Source organism: Deltaproteobacteria bacterium, assembly GCA_030654105.1.
In the GTDB taxonomy this organism is placed as follows: domain Bacteria; phylum Desulfobacterota; class SM23-61; order SM23-61; family SM23-61; genus JAHJQK01.
On sequence record JAURYC010000356.1, the window covers coordinates 1 to 16,422 of the forward strand.

The 16,422-nt window shown below is 51.0% G+C and carries 17 protein-coding genes and 1 tRNA gene; 3 read left to right on the forward strand and 15 right to left on the reverse strand.

Annotated elements, in window-relative coordinates; genetic code table 11:
• Positions 1-719 (forward strand): undecaprenyl-diphosphate phosphatase (locus Q7V48_15655; GenBank protein ID MDO9212158.1); only part of this gene is annotated, 719 nt, incomplete at its 5' end.
• A 1-nt stretch (position 720) separates the two neighbouring features.
• On the forward strand, positions 721-1,338 hold the full coding sequence (locus tag Q7V48_15660; GenBank protein ID MDO9212159.1) for a DedA family protein: 618 nt from the start codon (positions 721-723) through the stop codon (positions 1,336-1,338).
• Here Q7V48_15660 and Q7V48_15665 read toward each other — a convergent pair.
• From Q7V48_15665 to Q7V48_15735, 15 genes are all read right to left on the reverse strand, one after another.
• Positions 1,335-1,619, reverse strand: a complete 285-nt coding sequence (locus Q7V48_15665; protein MDO9212160.1) for a zinc ribbon domain-containing protein — start codon at positions 1,617-1,619, stop codon at positions 1,335-1,337. The two genes, Q7V48_15660 and Q7V48_15665, sit on opposite strands and share 4 nt — an antisense overlap.
• A 140-nt stretch (positions 1,620-1,759) precedes the next feature.
• Positions 1,760-2,335 (reverse strand): hypothetical protein, encoded by a 576-nt coding sequence (locus tag Q7V48_15670; GenBank protein MDO9212161.1) that lies wholly within the window; start codon positions 2,333-2,335, stop codon positions 1,760-1,762.
• 159 nt (positions 2,336-2,494) lie between these two features.
• The gene (gene dut, locus Q7V48_15675) at positions 2,495-2,941 is read right to left on the reverse strand and encodes a dUTP diphosphatase (protein MDO9212162.1); all 447 of its coding nucleotides are present in this window, start codon (positions 2,939-2,941) and stop codon (positions 2,495-2,497) included.
• A 12-nt stretch (positions 2,942-2,953) separates the two neighbouring features.
• The gene (locus Q7V48_15680) at positions 2,954-4,210 is read right to left on the reverse strand and encodes a pitrilysin family protein (GenBank protein MDO9212163.1); all 1,257 of its coding nucleotides are present in this window, start codon (positions 4,208-4,210) and stop codon (positions 2,954-2,956) included.
• A 39-nt stretch (positions 4,211-4,249) separates the two neighbouring features.
• Positions 4,250-6,493: a polyribonucleotide nucleotidyltransferase gene (gene pnp / locus Q7V48_15685; GenBank protein ID MDO9212164.1), complete on the reverse strand. Its 2,244-nt coding sequence runs from the start codon at positions 6,491-6,493 to the stop codon at positions 4,250-4,252.
• A 121-nt stretch (positions 6,494-6,614) separates the two neighbouring features.
• Entirely contained in the window at positions 6,615-6,884 is a 270-nt protein-coding gene (gene rpsO, locus Q7V48_15690; protein ID MDO9212165.1) for a 30S ribosomal protein S15, read from the reverse strand.
• Positions 6,885-6,935: 51 nt separating this feature from the next.
• On the reverse strand, positions 6,936-7,865 hold the full coding sequence (gene truB / locus Q7V48_15695) for a tRNA pseudouridine(55) synthase TruB (GenBank protein MDO9212166.1): 930 nt from the start codon (positions 7,863-7,865) through the stop codon (positions 6,936-6,938).
• Positions 7,862-8,857, reverse strand: a complete 996-nt coding sequence (locus Q7V48_15700) for a bifunctional oligoribonuclease/PAP phosphatase NrnA (protein MDO9212167.1) — start codon at positions 8,855-8,857, stop codon at positions 7,862-7,864. Before Q7V48_15700 ends, truB begins: the two co-directional genes overlap by 4 nt.
• Positions 8,796-9,167 (reverse strand): 30S ribosome-binding factor RbfA, encoded by a 372-nt coding sequence (gene rbfA / locus Q7V48_15705; GenBank protein ID MDO9212168.1) that lies wholly within the window; start codon positions 9,165-9,167, stop codon positions 8,796-8,798. Before rbfA ends, Q7V48_15700 begins: the two co-directional genes overlap by 62 nt.
• 97 nt (positions 9,168-9,264) lie before the next feature.
• A complete protein-coding gene (locus Q7V48_15710) occupies positions 9,265-9,552 on the reverse strand; it encodes a DUF503 domain-containing protein (protein MDO9212169.1) in 288 nt (95 codons plus the stop codon).
• A gap of 18 nt (positions 9,553-9,570) precedes the next feature.
• Positions 9,571-12,366 carry a translation initiation factor IF-2 gene (gene infB, locus Q7V48_15715; protein ID MDO9212170.1) on the reverse strand — a complete coding sequence of 932 codons (2,796 nt, stop codon included), beginning with the start codon at positions 12,364-12,366 and terminating at the stop codon, positions 9,571-9,573.
• Between the two features lie 33 nt (positions 12,367-12,399).
• Positions 12,400-13,671, reverse strand: a complete 1,272-nt coding sequence (nusA, locus tag Q7V48_15720; GenBank protein MDO9212171.1) for a transcription termination factor NusA — start codon at positions 13,669-13,671, stop codon at positions 12,400-12,402.
• A gap of 16 nt (positions 13,672-13,687) precedes the next feature.
• A complete protein-coding gene (gene rimP / locus Q7V48_15725) occupies positions 13,688-14,149 on the reverse strand; it encodes a ribosome maturation factor RimP (GenBank protein ID MDO9212172.1) in 462 nt (153 codons plus the stop codon).
• A 132-nt stretch (positions 14,150-14,281) separates the two neighbouring features.
• Positions 14,282-14,356: transfer RNA gene (locus Q7V48_15730), tRNA-Gly, on the reverse strand.
• A 23-nt stretch (positions 14,357-14,379) separates the two neighbouring features.
• The gene (locus Q7V48_15735) at positions 14,380-15,873 is read right to left on the reverse strand and encodes an HD domain-containing protein (GenBank protein MDO9212173.1); all 1,494 of its coding nucleotides are present in this window, start codon (positions 15,871-15,873) and stop codon (positions 14,380-14,382) included.
• 325 nt (positions 15,874-16,198) lie between these two features.
• On the opposite strand from Q7V48_15735, the gene Q7V48_15740 reads away from it, so the two are divergent.
• On the forward strand, positions 16,199-16,408 hold the full coding sequence (locus Q7V48_15740) for a twin-arginine translocase TatA/TatE family subunit (GenBank protein ID MDO9212174.1): 210 nt from the start codon (positions 16,199-16,201) through the stop codon (positions 16,406-16,408).
• Positions 16,409-16,422 lie beyond the last annotated feature (14 nt).

The following is a 16,422-nucleotide window of genomic DNA, read 5'->3' on the forward strand; positions in this document are numbered from 1 at the left end:
TCGGTTGGCAAAATTCTCTGGTGGACAGCCTGACTTTTGACGTGGCCCTTCACGCCGGAACGCTCGTGGCCATTCTATGGTATTTCTGGAAGGATTGGGTGGACCTAACCCGGGGATTTCTCAGCATCGTCACGCGGCGCAGAGTAGATAATTTTCAGGAGAAGTTGATCATCTACCTTATCCTTTCTACCATCCCGGCAGCCATCGCTGGTTTTTTATTGCAGGATATGATCGAGACCAGCTTTCGTAACCCCGGCTTAATCGTTCTCCCTTTGACGGTCGTGAGTTTTTTAATGATCTACGCTGAAAAGCGCGCGCAACGCGCTCATCCTTTGGATAAAATAACCCTGAAAGACTCCTTGATTATCGGTTTTGCCCAGGCTCTGGCCCTGCTTCCCGGAGTTTCCCGGTCAGGTATCACCATCACCGCAGGCCTTTTTCGGGGTTACCAAAGAGAAGCGGCGACGCGTTTCTCCTTTCTTCTCTCCACCCCGGCCATCGCCGGAGCTGCTTTCCTCCAGCTTCGGCATCTATTCTCTCCAGGAATGGTTACCGATTGGCCGGTTTTTTCCATCGGCTTTATCTCTTCGGGAATCGTGGGCTACCTCGCCATCGCTTTTCTCATGCAATATTTAAGGCGACATACCCTGAATCTATTCGCCGGCTACCGCCTTGTTCTTGCGGCGGCTGTCATTTTTTGGATTTATTGGAAGGGATAAAATGGTTGCTCACTTGATTGCCGTTCTGGCTTCTTTCATCATCGAAGTCATTTCCTCTTCGGGCTATCTGGGAGTCGTCTTACTGATGGCCATTGAGAGCGCCTGCATTCCCCTTCCCTCGGAGATCATTATGCCCTTTTCTGGCTATTTGGTCTTTCGAGGGGATTTTGAATTATATCGGGTAGGGCTTGCCGGGGCTTTCGGCTGCGTTGTTGGATCCATCCCGGCGTATTATCTTGGCCTTTACGGCGGTCGGCCGCTGGTAGAACGCTACGGAAAATACGTCCTCATTTCCCACCGAGATTTAGACCTGGCGGACCGCTGGTTCGACCGCTACGGGGATTGGGCCATATTTTTCAGCCGCCTTCTCCCCGTGGTGCGCACCTTCATCTCTTTCCCGGCCGGAGTGGCCAGGATGAACTTCCAGCGGTTTGTCCTCTATACTCTCCTGGGTTCTTTTCCCTGGTGCCTGGGACTGGCGTACATCGGGATGAAATTAGGTCAGAATTGGGACACGCTGGGCGTATATTTCCACCGGTTTGACATGGTGATCGGCGGCCTTATCGTCGTTGGGATTGCCTATTACCTCTGGCGTCATTTCAAAGGAAGAAAGGGTTAGGACTTCTTCTCTTCTGATTTGCTCGAAGGTGTATCGCTCTTGGGCGTCTCGGTCGTCTCGCTCTTCTTAGATTCTGGGGCGTTATCTTTCCAGCCTGAATCCTTCTTCTTATAATCGGTTACGTACCAACCACTTCCTTTAAGCTGAAAGCTGCAGTTGGAGATAATCTTGGAAACCTTTCCGGAACAAGAAGGACAGCGGCTCAAGGGCTGGTCCGAGAATTTTTGCACGATTTCCGTTGTTTTCCCGCACTTATGGCATCTATATTCGTAAATGGGCATCCTTACAACCTCCAAATTTTCCCAAACCAAAAAGGCGCAAAGTTCTTCACGCCTTTCCCATTAGCACAAGGGTTTTCGTAGTTTGGTTTCATTCCTGATAATCTGCGTTGATCTGTGTCCAAAGAAATTCTTTATTAAATTTATGCACGCTGGCAAAACTTGTCAAGGGCTGACGGCTCCGCATCAAGCCCGCATTTTTCCCACCACGGCCGGTACCGCTCAAGCCACAGCCCGACTTGGGGATCTTCAAAAGATTTCAAAAGTTCATACGTCATGCGGTGGACGCCTTCTTCTTCGACTCTCTTCTCTTCTGGTCGGAGAAAGAACCTTTGGGGGTCCAGGCTGAACCGGATGACATGGATGAGCTCATGGGTAACAACATATAAGAGTAAAGGTTCTAATAAAGCTAACGATGAGGGTTCCGCCCGGACCGCATTCAAGATCTTGTCGTCTTGCAGGCAAATTCTGTAAAACTCTTTGGTCCCGCGTTTCAATGGCGGCGTTCTTTTACTGTACTCATATTTGCAAATCTGGGCTAACGCTCTACGGGTCTTCTCCTGACTTTGCAGGTTGGCCAGGGTTTGCAGATCATAAGGAAATTGTTCCAAATTTTCCAGACTTACCTGAAAATAATCTTCGGCCAGGGATTCGGCGATTTCCAGAGCCTCTCCGACCCATAGACGCTGCTTTCTGTTGAAGAAAAGGGACTCAGCCATAATAATTAATTAAATCCAAAATTCGAATGTCGAAATCCGAAATTTCTATGATTTCAGATTTGAGATTTCAGATTGAAGATTTTGAATTTTTCAATCTGAAATCTGCAATTTTTCTTTAATCTACATGCGAACTTGCGGATTTCATGTTTAGAATTTACCCTACCCCGTGTGTCCAAAACCTCCTTCGCTCCGGGTTGTGTCATCAAGTTCATCGGCCCATTCTAAGACGGCTCGGCATACTGGAGCGATGACCAACTGAGCGATCCGGTCCCCCGGCTTAACCTGGAAGGGCTGGTGGCCCAGATTGATCAGCAGCACTCCTACTTCCCCCCGGTAGTCCGCATCGATCGTTCCGGGCGTATTCACCAACGTAACCCCATTTCTCAAAGCCAGCCCGCTTCGAGGCCGAACCTGTCCTTCGTAACCCGCGGGAATAGCAAGGGCAATACCCGTTGGAATGAGTTTACGCTCGCCGGGGGCCAAAGTCACTTCTTCTTCCAAACCGGCAAAGAGGTCCATCCCCGCGGAATGTTCCGTCATGTACCGGGGAAGAGAAATTCCCCTGTTTTGATTTGCCTGCACTCTCATGACCTTTATTTTGAGCATTTCCTTCCTTGTTTAGGCGGCCAAAAGGGTTTTCGGAATGGTTTTTTCGGTGACCGGACCTAACACGGTCAGAGAAAAAGAATCCGGCCGAAAAATCTCTTGGGCCAGCGAACCGATTTCCTCAGCCGAAACTTTCTCGATACCTTCGATGATCTCCTCGGTACTGACAAAGCGATGAAAAAATATTTCGTTTTTAGCCAGACGGCTCATGCGGCTGTCCGTACTTTCCAGGCTCAAAAGAAGATTGCCTTTCAGCTGTTCTTTGGCCGAACGAAGCTCTTTGGGCCTGATGGAATTTTCGGCCAACCTCTTCATCTCCCGTAGGATGACCTGCAATACCCGATTGAGGGTATGATCCCCTGTTCCCACATAGACCCCCAACAGGCCGCTGTCCACGAAAGAGGAAGCGAAAGAGTAGACCGAGTAGGCCAGGCCCCTTTTTTCCCGCACCTCCTGGAACAACCGGGAACTCATTCCTCCTCCCAAGATGGTATTTAAAATCGTGAAAGCGTAACGCCGGGGGTGGACCACAGAAAACCCTTGAGTCCCCAGCAGCAGATGAACCTGTTCCAACTGCTTATTTTTCACCTGAATCTGGGGATGGGGGCGGGGAGGGTGGATTTTCCTTTCTTTAGGCCGCGGCCGGATTTTCCTTAGGGCCTCCTGTACAGGCCGGAGTAGGTCTTCATGTTTTAACTTGCCGGCAGCCACGATAATGGGCGGAATTTGCAGGTAGTGCTTAAGGAAAAAACCCTTGAGCGTCCGGCGGTCCATTCGGGAGATGGTGTTCAACCGTCCCAGGATAGGAAGCCCCAGGGGATGGTGGGGCCAGAAGGATTGGCTGAATAAGTCGTGAATGTATTCATCCGGAGTATCCTCGACCATGTTGATTTCCTGAACGATGACCTGGCGTTCTTTCTCCAACTCCTCGGCAGCAAAAAGGGAGTTGAGGTAAAGGTCGAACAGCAGATCCAAGGCGACCGGAAGATGCTCGGCCATAACTTTGGCGTAAAAGCTGGAAAATTCTTTGCTGGTGAAGGCGTTGAGGATTCCCCCCACCGCATCGATTTCTTTGGCAATCTGCCGCGCCGACCGGCGCTGGGTGCCCTTGAAGAGCATGTGCTCGATGAAATGGGAAATTCCATTCTCTTCGCTACGCTCATCGCGCGACCCGGCCTCAACCCAGATCCCGACAGAAACCGAATGGACACTAGGAATTTCCTCGGTGACCACCTGAATTCCGTTGGGTAAAACAGTTTTTTGGACCATAATTTTTAGTAAAAGCTTTCAGCTGTCAACGATCAACCCTCAGCGTGGTTGCTGTTTTTGCTGATTGCTATTCTTTTTTTCTGGTAAGGGATGCCCCAGGGCTTCCTTCCGGCTCAGTTTGATCTTGCCCCGCTCATCGATACCGATGACCTTTACCAAGACTTCATCCCCTTCTTTGAGTACATCTTCGACGTTATTTACTCTCTCCTTGGCCAGCTGAGAGATATGGACTAAACCGTCGGTTCCGGGAAAGATTTCTACGAAGGCCCCGAACTCTTTTCCGTCGGGTTTGCGGGCAATGGAGGTCACTTTCCCCAAGTAGAGTTCTCCGACTTCTGCTTCTTTGGTCAATTGCCGGATCTTTTGGGCTGCTTGGTTGGCAGATTCCATATCGGCAGAGAAAATCTGGACTAAACCCCCATCCTCGATGTTAATTTTTACTCCGGTTTCCGCCTGAATTCCCCGGATGACCTTTCCTTGCGGTCCGATGACTTCGCGGATTTTGTCCGGCTTGATTTTTAGGGTGAGAACCCGCGGGGCATAAATCGAAAGCTCAGCCCGTGGTGTGGCCAGGGCGTTGGCCATTTTTCCCAGGATAAATTCCCTTCCTTCTTTTGCCTGGGCGAGGGCTTGCCTGAGAATTTCCCGGGTCACGCCCGAGATTTTGATATCCATTTGGAACCCGGTAATGCCGTTTTTCGTCCCCGCCACTTTAAAATCCATATCGCCGAAATGGTCTTCGTCGCCCATGATGTCAGTGAGGATGGCCACCTTATCGCCTTCTTTGATCAATCCCATGGCAATTCCGGCTACTGGGTTTTTAATGGGAACACCTGCGTCCATCAGGGCCAGGGAGGCCCCACACACCGTGGCCATGGAAGAGGATCCATTGGACTCCAATACCTCAGAAACAATCCGGATCGTATAAGGAAATTTTTCGTTGGAGGGAAGGATGCGGCTAATGGAACGCTCAGCCAGAGCCCCGTGGCCGATGTCCCTGCGGCTGGGGCCGCGCAACATGCGTACTTCCCCAACGCTGAAAGGCGGAAAATTATAATGGAGCATGAAGGATTTAAAAGTTTCCCCGCTAAGGGCATCGATCTTCTGCTCATCATCGGCCGAACCCAAGGTGACCACGGCCGAAACCTGGGTCTCCCCCCGGGAAAATCTGGCAGACCCGTGGGTTCGGGGAAGCCACCCGATCTCAATATGGATGGGGCGAACTTCATTGAGGGCCCGCTCATCGATCCGCCGATTCTGCAGGAAGACCGGCTGGCGGGAAACAAATTTTTCTAACGCTTCATAATAATCCTTGATCTCCCGGATCTTTTCAGGAAATTCCTCCAACAGAGACGTCAGCGTCTCCTGGCGGACAGTTTCAAGTTGTTCGTTACGCGCCTTTTTGCGAGCGATGGCAAAGGCTTGGCTAATTTTTTCTTGCCCCGCAGTGCGCATCCTCTGCCGGAGCGCTTCCTCGCCCAAAAGCACCCGCTGCCCGAGGACGGGGTCGACAGAAAGCTCCGGAACCGGCCTTTTCTCTATGGTTATCATCATCGGTTCTCCGGCCGCTCTCCGTTTCTCATTCTCCAGCCGGATCCGTTTCTGTTTTAGCTCCTCTTGCAGATCAAGAAGGGGTTGAAGCGATTGGTGGCCAAAGAAGATGGCTTCCAAAAGATCCTCTTCGGAGAGTTCGTTTCCTCCTCCTTCTACCATGACCACTGCTTCTCGACTTCCGGCAACGACCAAGCTGACATCGCCTTCCTGGACCTGGCTCAAGGTGGGATTACAGATCCAATTTCCACCCACTCTTCCTACGCGAACCGCGGCCACCGGACCCTTAAAGGGGATATTAGAAATCTCCAGGGCCGCCGAAGCACCGCAAATCGCCAAAACATCCGGATCGTTTTCTTGATCCACCGAAAGCACCGTGGCGATGATCTGTACGTCATTGAAAAAACCCTTGGGAAAGAGGGGGCGCAAGGGGCGATCGATCAGTCGGGAAGTGAGAATCTCTTTTTCACTGGGACGTCCCTCGCGCTTGAAGAATCCTCCGGGAATCTTACCGGCGGCATAAGCCATTTCTTGGTAATCCACCACTAAAGGGAAGAAATCAATTCCCTCCCGTATTATTTTGGAGGCCGTGGCTGTAACCAGCACCATGGTTTCTCCGAAGGAGACCAGCACTGCCCCGTCGGCTTGCCTGGCCACAGCACCCGTCTCAAACCCAAAATCTTTGTCCCCGATAGTATAACGAACTTCAAGGCGCTCATCGATTGCTCCCATTTATTTGTCCTCTCTTTTTAGTGTAAAACTTTTTATTTCGCTGCTTCTTTCCCTTCCGAGGTCTTTTCTTAAAGAGAAAAACGCGGATAAAAAATCTGCAGAAGCGCTTGGTGAATCTTACTTATTTGCGGATTCCCAGCCGTTGAATTACCTTGCGATACCTCTCCACATCCTTCACTTTGAGGTAGTCGAGAAGGCGCCGCCTCTGGCTAACCAGTTTCAACAGACCCCGGCGGGAATGGTGGTCCTTGATATGCGTTTTAAAGTGCTCCGTCAGATAAGTGATTCGCTCGCTCAAGATAGCGATCTGAACTTCGGGAGACCCCGTGTCGGTGGGATGGACCTTAAAACCCTCGATAATTTCCTTTTTCTTTTCTGGTATTAATGGCACCTCTATCTCCTTTCTTAGGTTGGGATTAAATTCCCATCCCTCTCTCATCCTTTAATTGTGGAAAACCCGTAGAATACGCAGAACCGGCAGATCCTTGGGTAGGCCCATCCCTTCCTGCACCATGGATTCAGCAATGGCCAATAGATTGTCCGGGCCATGCAAGAGACCTACCCTCCTTCCCTCCTGTAGCCAGCCCCAATCGCCCTCCGGAAGGTCGTTGAGGCGGAGGGGTCGCCCCTGCCGGATCATCTCGGCGGTTCGTTCTTCCACTGTAATGAATCCTGCGAATTCCACACCATCCTTTAAAGGAAGGATCCGCTCTTGTACCCTTTCCTGTTCAGCCAACCGGGTAAAATCCTCCATACTCAGGGCTTGATCGAGGTGGAACTTTCCCGATCGGTACCGTCTCAGTTCCACTAAGTGAGCCCCGCAGCCCAAAGCCCGGCCCAGGTCGGCACATAGGCTGCGGATATAAGTCCCCCGGCCACAAGTGACTTCAAGGGTGACCAAGGGAAGAGAAACGTCTTTCAGGATCAGGGTATGGATCATAGTTTCCCTTTCCAGCAAACTGGGCGTCTGTCCAGCTCGGGCCCGTTTGTAGAGGGGAAGGCCACCCTGTTTGATTGCCGAAAAGAGCGGGGGAGTTTGCCGGATGGGCCCCCGGAACCGTTCCAGGACTTCCTCGATCTCTTTCCGCGTGCAGGAAACTCCTTGCTTTTCGCCAACTACTTTTCCGTCGGCGTCGAGCGTATCGGTTTCCTGACCCAATTTCATGGTGGCTAGGTAATCTTTCGTGCCCTCCAGGTTGAAGGGAACGAGTTTGGTCCCTTCATTCAAGTAAACCGGTAAAACACCCGTGGCCAGTGGGTCAAGAGTTCCTCCGTGTCCGGCCTTCTTAATTATGAGCACTTTACGCACCCGGGCCACCACGTCGTGGGAAGTCCAGCCTTTCGGTTTGTCGATGATCAATACACCGTTCAAAGAGCAGCCTGCACCCGTTCCAGAACTTTGGCCTTGACCTCGGGTAAGGTTCCCTCCACTGTACAACCGGCGGCATTGGGATGCCCTCCGCCCTGGAAATCGGCAGCAATCCGGGCCACATCTACGCCCCCCCGCGATCGCAGGCTCACCCGGTATTTAACTGGAGAAACCTCGCGAAAGAACAGGGCGACGTCTACCCCTTTTAAGGAACGGGGGAAGTTGATGAAATCCTCGGTCAAGGCCACCGAAGCCTCGGTTTCTTCCATCATTTTCTTCGTGACGAATACCGAGCTAACTCGTCCATTCTCCGCAACTTCCAAGGTTTTTAAAACCAAGGGCAGGAGCCGAAGCCGAGGGAGCGGTTGGGTTTCGTAAACCTTCTCCGCCACCTTCCATGGCTCTACCCCTGCCAGGAGGCACATCCTGGCAACGGTGAAGGTCTTCGGCGAGGTGTTGGAGTAACGGAAAGAACCAGTGTCGGTGAGAATTCCAGCATAAATATTCTCAGCCACCGCAGGGCTCATGGCCACCGGTATGATCCGGAGTAGGTCGAAGATAATCTCGGCCGTAGAACTGGCGGCAGGGTCTACGAAGTTGATGTCCCCGAAATAGCTGTTGCTTATGTGGTGATCGATGTTGATAACTTTACGGATCTTCTGCACCTTGGTGAATTCTTCTCCCAGCCGAGTCTTGTCGCCGCAATCCAGGGCGAAGGCCACATCAAACCTTCCATCGGCCGGAGCCTGATGAGTGATTTCCTCCGCCCCCGGAAGAAAAGAAAGCATCGCGGGAGTGGGATCCTGGTTTAAAACCAGCACTTCTTTTCCCAAGCCCTTTAAGGCCAAACCCAGTGCCAGAATTGACCCCAGGGCATCCCCTTCGGGGTTTTCGTGCGAAGAGATTAAGAAACGCTGGCCGCTTCTGGCTTCTTCAGCGATCCTCTGTAAGGTTTCGGTCCTTTTCTTCTTTGATAGTCTGGATGAGGCGGTCAATCTTGCTCCCGTAATCAAATGAATGGTCCACCTTAAATGATAAGTCCGGAATGTATCGCAGCCTCAGCTCCCTCCCCAACCTTTTCTTGATATATCCCATGGCGCTTTGTAACCCATGGAGGGATTCTTCTTCCTTGGGGTGACTCCCCATGGCGGAGAAAAAGACCGTGGCCAGTTTTAGGTCGTCGGTTATTTTCACCTCGGTGATGGTTACGGATTCTAAGCGCGGGTCATTCAAGTCTCTGAGAAGCATCTCGCTGATCACTTCCTGGATCAAATCCCCGACGCGATCGGCGCGCTTATAGAGCATATCCCTTAAGTCCTTTGGTCTATCTAGTCTATCTGGTCCTTTGGTCTGTCTCGGCGTTTGGTTGTTGCAGACGACCAAATAGACCCGATAGACCCATTTAATAATTTATAATCTCAATCTGGGAGTCGGCCACATCAGTAAGTTGGGTATTTTCGATGAAATTTACCACTTGATCCAAAATGGAATTAACCAACTTTCGGTCGTTGCCCACGGCGCAAATCCCTAACACGGCCTTCTGCCAAAGGTCTTGGTCTTCTACTTCCGCAATGGAGATATTAAATTTTTTCCTGGCCCGCTGCACGATGCTGCGGAGTACCTGGCGTTTCCCTTTCAGGGAAAAATTCTCGTGGAGAAAAAGCTCCAATTGGCAAACTCCGAGTACCATTTTCCTTTCCCCAAACTCTTAGAGTTGAGCAGTCACCTTTTCGACCGTGTACGACTCGATGATGTCATTGACATTATAATCGCGAAAATCCCCCACGGTAATTCCGCATTCGAACCCAGAAGTCACCTCCCTGAAGTCATCTTTAAGACGTTTTAAAGAAGTGATGTTCCCTTCGTGAATGACTTGCCCATTCCGCACCAAATGAGCATGAGACCCGCGGACAATCTTGCCTTCCAAGACAAAACTGCCGGCTACCACGCCAACCCGGGAGACATTGAAGATCTGACGCACTTCGGCTCGGCCCATCAAGCGCTCTTCGTAAATTGGTTCCAGGAGCCCCTCCATGGCCTTGCGTACATCAATTAAGGCATCGTAAATGACGTTGTAGAGGCGAAGGTCAATCTTTTCCTGTTCCGCCAGAGTTTGGGCTTTGGGTTCGACCTTCACGGTGAACCCCAAGATGATTGCTTCCGAAGCAGAGGCCAACATGCAGTCTGATTCATTAATGGCCCCTACGGAGGTATGGAGGATATTCACCTTGACGGCCTCGGTGCTCAACCGGTTCAGGGCTTCAACCAGAGCTTCGATCGATCCTTGGACATCGGCCTTCAGGATGAGATTTAAGTCTTTGACCACGCCCTTTTTCATCCTTTTGTAAAAATCTTCCAGGGTAACTTTGGAAGTCTTGGAAAGCTCCACCTCCCGTTGTTTCTGTAACCTTTGCGTAGCCAATTCTTTGGCGCGCCGCTCATCGGTGATGACCACAAAAGAATCTCCGGCATTGGGTACGTTGGGGAAACCGATGACCTCCACCGGGGTGGATGGCCCTGCGCTTTCCATCTTCTCGCCGTGATCGTTGATCATGGCCCGCACATGCCCGAAATGGATACCCGCGACAAAGGCATCCCCTACGTGGAGGGTCCCGTCTTGGATAAGGACGGTCGCCACCGGCCCCCGGCCTTTGTCCAGCTTGGCTTCAATCACAACGCCGGTTGACGGCCGGTTGAAATTCGCCTTCAGTTCCAAAACCTCTGCCTGGAGAAGAATCATTTCTAAGAGCTCTTTTAAACCAACCTTTTGCTTGGCCGAAATCTCGGCAATAATCGTTGGTCCGCCCCAGGCTTCGGGTACGAGCCCATACTCGGTTAAGGCCTGCTTGACCCGTTCCGGGTTGGCATTGGGTTTATCAATCTTATTTATGGCTACGATTAAAGGAACTTGGGCGGCTTTCGCATGGTTGATGGCTTCAACCGTCTGGGTCATCACGCCGTCGTCAGCAGCCACCACGAGAACGACAATGTCCGTAACCTTTGCTCCTCGGGCCCGCATAGCCGTAAAGGCTTCATGACCGGGGGTGTCTAAAAAAACCACTTTACGGTGATCCACGTCGACCTCATAAGCTCCAATATGCTGGGTAATTCCCCCGGCTTCCCCGGCTGTGACGTTGGTCTGGCGGATAGCGTCCAGTAGTGAAGTTTTGCCGTGATCCACGTGCCCCATGATGGTAACTACCGGAGGACGGGGAAGGAGGTCCTCAGAGCGTTCTCCTTGCTCTCCGATTAGATCTTCAATTTCAAACCGCGTCTTTTCCACTTCGTATCCGAAATCCGTGGCCACCAAGGCAGCGGCATCGGCGTCAATCGCCTGGTTGATTGTCACCATTAACCCCAGCTCCATCAGTTTTTTGATCACCTCCGAGGCTTTGATCCCCATGCGCTTGGCCAGCTCCCCGACGAGAATAACCTCGGAAATGCGAATTTTTCTCTTGATGGCTTTCGAGAGAGGAACTTCGGGTTTAAGCATTTTCGCCTTAGAACTTTTACCCCTCGGCTCTCTTTCGAGAGGAAAAGTTCTTGTTCCGCGTTCATCCCGGAAAAAATCATGCTCCCTGAAAGCCCGCTTTTTTGTGGTGATGATGCGCACCCGCTGCGGCTTGCCTTCCTCGAGAACCTGCACATCTTTTTTGAATTTTTTCTTGCGCCGTCCCCTTTCTTCCTCTTCCAACGACGGTTTGATGATCGCCGGGGTTGGACGCTGTAAAATGATCGGCGGTTTAGAGGGAACAGCCGATGCCTTAGGAGGAAAAGCGGCAGCTCCCTTTTTACCCACTTCCCTATACTCTTGGATTATTGCGGGCGGGGGCACTGTGGGTCGTTCAATAATTTTAGCCGGTTCAGGTTTCTTCTTGATTTTTCCAAGAGGCTTTTCAGGGACTTTCGCCTTGGCAACCGGTACCGGTTCGGGTGGTTTGGGAATTGCCGGTTTCCCTAACGGGGGGGGGAGAGGAGCCACCGGTTCAACTTCTTGGGGAGTTACTTCCTGCCTGCCTTTAGGTTGGGTTTCGACCGCCGCTGGACTTTTCTGGGCTTCCTCTATGGGGGGGATTTGCGGTCCTGGCGGGGGCAAAGGAGTAACCTTGGGTACCGGGTGTGCCACAGGGGTTTTGATCTCCTCCCCAACCTTTTTTTCCACTGGTTTCACGGGAGGCTCGGCCACCTTTTTGATAACTTCGGGGGTGACCGCTTTCTTGACGGTTGGGGGTTTTACTTCCTCTGGGGCGGTAGGCTCGGGTACAGATGGAGGCTCCTCTTCACGCTTAACCCTTCGGCGGATAATCGTGGGTTTAATCCGTTGCTCAACCACCCCTTTTTTACGAGAGAGGCTGATTTGATTTTTTACCCGTTCAACATCAGAGTCTTCGAGGGTGCTATGGACGGTCTTTACGGGTAGCCCCATTTTTTCCAAAAGCTTGAGGAGATCCTTATTCTCCATTTTCAATTCTTTCGCCAACTCATGAATTCTAACTTTCGTCACCCTGCTTACCCCCTTCAATGACCCTGCGGATCCTCATTTTTTCTCACCTGTTTGATCAAAATGGGCCTTGGCCGCATCGATCAATTTCCCCGCTTTCTTCAAGCCTATGCCCTCGATCTTGGAAAGCTGTTCGGGGGTGGCCTGACAAATATCCGCGACGGTTAAGTAACCGGCGGCGTTGAGTAGTTGGGCCGTCTTTTCTCCAACGCCGGCAACGCGATCTACCGGATCCATCCCCCGCGAAGCGATTTGATCAAGTTCGGGAACAACTTTTTCCGCCTTGGGTTCGCTGCGGATATCGATCTTCCAGCCGGTGAGTTTGGCCGCCAACCTGACGTTTTGCCCCCGCCGGCCGATCGCCAAAGAAAGCTGGTCATCTTCGACAATTACTTCCATGGACTTGGCGTCTTGGTGGATGATCACCTTGGAAATCTCCGCTGGGGCCAACGCATTGCAAACGAAGCTTGCCGAGTCATCACTCCAGGGGATGATGTCGATCTTTTCTCCGCGGAGCTCTTGGACCACCGCCCGAACCCTGGATCCTTTCATTCCCACACAGGCGCCCACTGGATCCACATCGGAATCTTGAGAGTAGACGGCAATTTTTGTTCGGCCTCCTGGTTCCCGGGCGGCATTGAGGATCTTCACGATGCCTTCAGAGACCTCGGGCACTTCCAGTTCGAAGAGCTTGGTTAAAAAGTTCGGATTGCTGCGGGAAAGGATGATCTGGGGCCCTTTGGGAGTCTTGCGCACATCCAGAACATAAGCTCGAATGCGATCCCCTGGTTTATAGGTTTCGCGGGGAACTAACTCTTGCTGGGGAATCACGGCTTCTGCCCGTCCAAGGTTGACAATAATCGACCCTTTCTCGAAACGCTGGACGGTCCCAGAGATCACTTCTCCCTTGCGATCTTTGAAATCTTCAAAGATATTCTCGCGCTCAGCATCCTTAACCCGCTGGATGATCACCTGTTTGGCAGTCTGGGCAGCAATCCTCCCAAATTCCGCAATATCAATCTTTGTGCCCAGGCTATCCCCAATTTCTACATCGGCATCCAGTTCTTTGGCCTCTTTCAAAGAGATCTCCGCGGGAGGGTTTTTTACGTCTTTCACCACGGTCTTGAACTGGAAAAGTTCAAGCTCTCCGGCCTCTTCGTTATACTTGGCCTCGATCTCCTGCTTGGGACCATATTTCTTCCTGGCGGCCGCGAGCAACGCCTGCTCTAAGGCATCAATCAAGATCGTTTTGTCAATCCCTTTATCCTTCCCCACCTGGTCGATGATGCGACTTAAGTCCGAAATCATTTCTTCATCCCCTTTACTAAAATTCGATTTCCAGGTTGGCCTTGGCGATGTCCCGGAGAGGAATCTCCAAGATTCGTCCTTCCGCTTGCATGTGTACCTTCCCATCCTCCAAGCCTTGGAGGACGCCCTTGAAATTTTTCTGGCCTTCTATGGGTTCAAACGTTTTGATTTTTACCAGACGGTTTCGATACTTATTATAATCTTCGGGCTTTTTTAGCGGTCGAGTGAGGCCGGGGGAGGATACCTCCAAAGTATACGGGTTAGCAATCAGGTCCCGGACCTCCAGGATCGCACCGAGCTCACCACTTAACTCGGTGCAATCTTCCACGGTGATTCCTCCCTCGCGGTCGATATAGATCCGTAATACCCACCCCGGAGATTCCCTCTGATATTCCAGGTCGACCAACTCCATACCTTGGGACTGAAGGATAGGGTCGACAACCTGGCGCACCTCTTGAAGAAGTTGATCAAATTTCACTAAAATCTTCCCTTTTTCTGCAAAAAAAATGGGCCCGCGAGCCCACTTTTTTGAAGCAGACTTCATGAAAAACGCCTCTTTTAGCTAACCGTAGGTCATGACTCTTTAGATATAATTTTTTTTCTTTACCTTTGGAGCGGGCGACCAGATTCGAACTGGCGACGTCAAGCTTGGGAAGCTTGCATTCTACCCCTGAATTACGCCCGCTTGCCCAAAAGATTACTTATATATTAACCAAATAGCCTTGATCTGTCAATATTTTTTAAAAATTCTAAAGCCTCCTCCCGGGTATGAACAAGGCCAGCGATCTCCGCTTCTCGTAGTTTAGCTAAAAAGTTTCCTACTCCTTTACCCTGGGGTAACCCGAAGGCTTCCATGATCTCCCTTCCGTTGAGTAACGGTTTCTGGGTTTTAAGGGCAAAATCTTCATAATAATAGCGTAAAAGTTTTTCGGCCACTTCTTTGATTCTGGCCAAGTCATCGGGAAGATCTTCCCCCAGAGGCCAATGGAGGTCAAACTTTTTCGCAGCCAGTTTGTCGGCCAAGGCCAAGAGGCTTGCCGCTATCCCTTCCTGGCCTAAATCCCGGAAAAAGCGGTATTGGGCCCGAGGAGTCACCTCCTTGGTTCTGGCCAGACTCAAGAGCCGCATGTGTTGGCGGGTCAGCTCGGATAGGATGCGAATCGATTTTTTACTGAGCTTCATTCTCCGGCCGATCAAGGCATTGATCTTCTGGCCTTGCTGATCGTGGTCGAGGAACCGGATGGATTGGGTATCTGGATCGAAACTACGGGTACTTGGTTTGCCGGAATCGTGGATAAAAGCGGCAAACTTGAAGAGAGCTTTTCTGGTTATCCCTTCTTCGACCATCTGGGAAAAATAATGTTCGAGGGAAATTGCCACGGCGGGATAAAGATCTTGGAGATGGGCCAAGATCCACTCCGCCGCCTTGACCGTCCTGAAGGCATGCTCCAGAAGGGGAAAGTCATGATAGACTCCCTGGTCCAGGTTCTCCCACGCTTGAACCTCAGGGAAAATTTTCTCAAGAAGCCCTGAATGGTAAAGATCGCGGAGAAAACGGTCAGCCTGGTTTTCAGCCAAAGCCGCAAAGAATTCGCTCCGAATCCTTTCTCCGGCCGAGTGGAGAATTTGATCTTTGTTCTTCTGGATCAACCGTAAGGTTTCAGGATCAAGCTGTAAACCGAGGGTGGAGGCAAAACGGAAAGCTCTGAGCATTCTCAAAGGATCCTGGCGCAGAGATTCTTCCGAGTTGGCCCGGAGGACCTTTTGGCGGAGGTCAGCAAGGCCATTCATAGGATCAAGCAGGGAGGGAGGCTCCGCTTGGAAGAAGTTCTGCAGAGCGAAAGCCATGGAGTTGATGGTGAAATCTCTTTGCTTAAGGTCATCCATAATATCCCGACCCAGCATCGTAGAAAAATCTAATTCGCTTTTCTTCTTTCTTTTTTGGATGACCACTCGCCAGGTTCCTAAAGATTGATCCAGAGGAAAAACATGCCCTCCCGCTTCCACGGCCACTTCTTTGGCCAGGTCCCTGGTTTTTCCGGCAGTCACAAAATCAAAATCTTTACCGGAGGGTTTTTGGAGCAGAAGATCGCGGACAGCTCCTCCCACCAGATAAACTTTTTCCTTACGTTTTTGGGCCAGGCGATAAACGACTTGCAGGATTTTAGATTTCTTCAGCAGGTTTTCTTCCCGGTTGTCCATACCCTTCTTCCCTTATGGTAAGGTTTTTTAAATATAGCATAAAAAAGACAGCCTAAATAAACTCCATATGGACTTGAAATGAAATAAGACAGGAGAAATCGTTTATTGGCGGTGGAAGGCCATCCTTCACTTCCCCTTGCAAAAAAAATTAAATGATGTGGCCCTGGGAAAGAAATGGAAATGGATTTGTATGTGACTTTCAGGGAGGAATATGGTAGATTCGTTAAGACCGTTAGATCGTTTAGAACGTTCAACGAATTAACGGAACTAACGGCCGCAATGGATCTAACGGGTTTAACGATATAGACTTTATAGAGGGATTTGCGTGTTTGGTTTAGGTTTGACAGAGCTGGTAATTATTCTCGCCATCGTTTTGTTATTTTTCGGGGGGCGGAAGATTCCCGAGATCAGCCGGGGGCTGGGGCTTTCCATCCGCAATTTCAAGAAGGGCCTGCACGAACCCGATGCCGTTGACATCACGCCTAAAAAGGAAGGGACCCCACCAGAAGAAAAAACTCCCCCTCAAAAATCTTAAGATGGTCCTCCCAT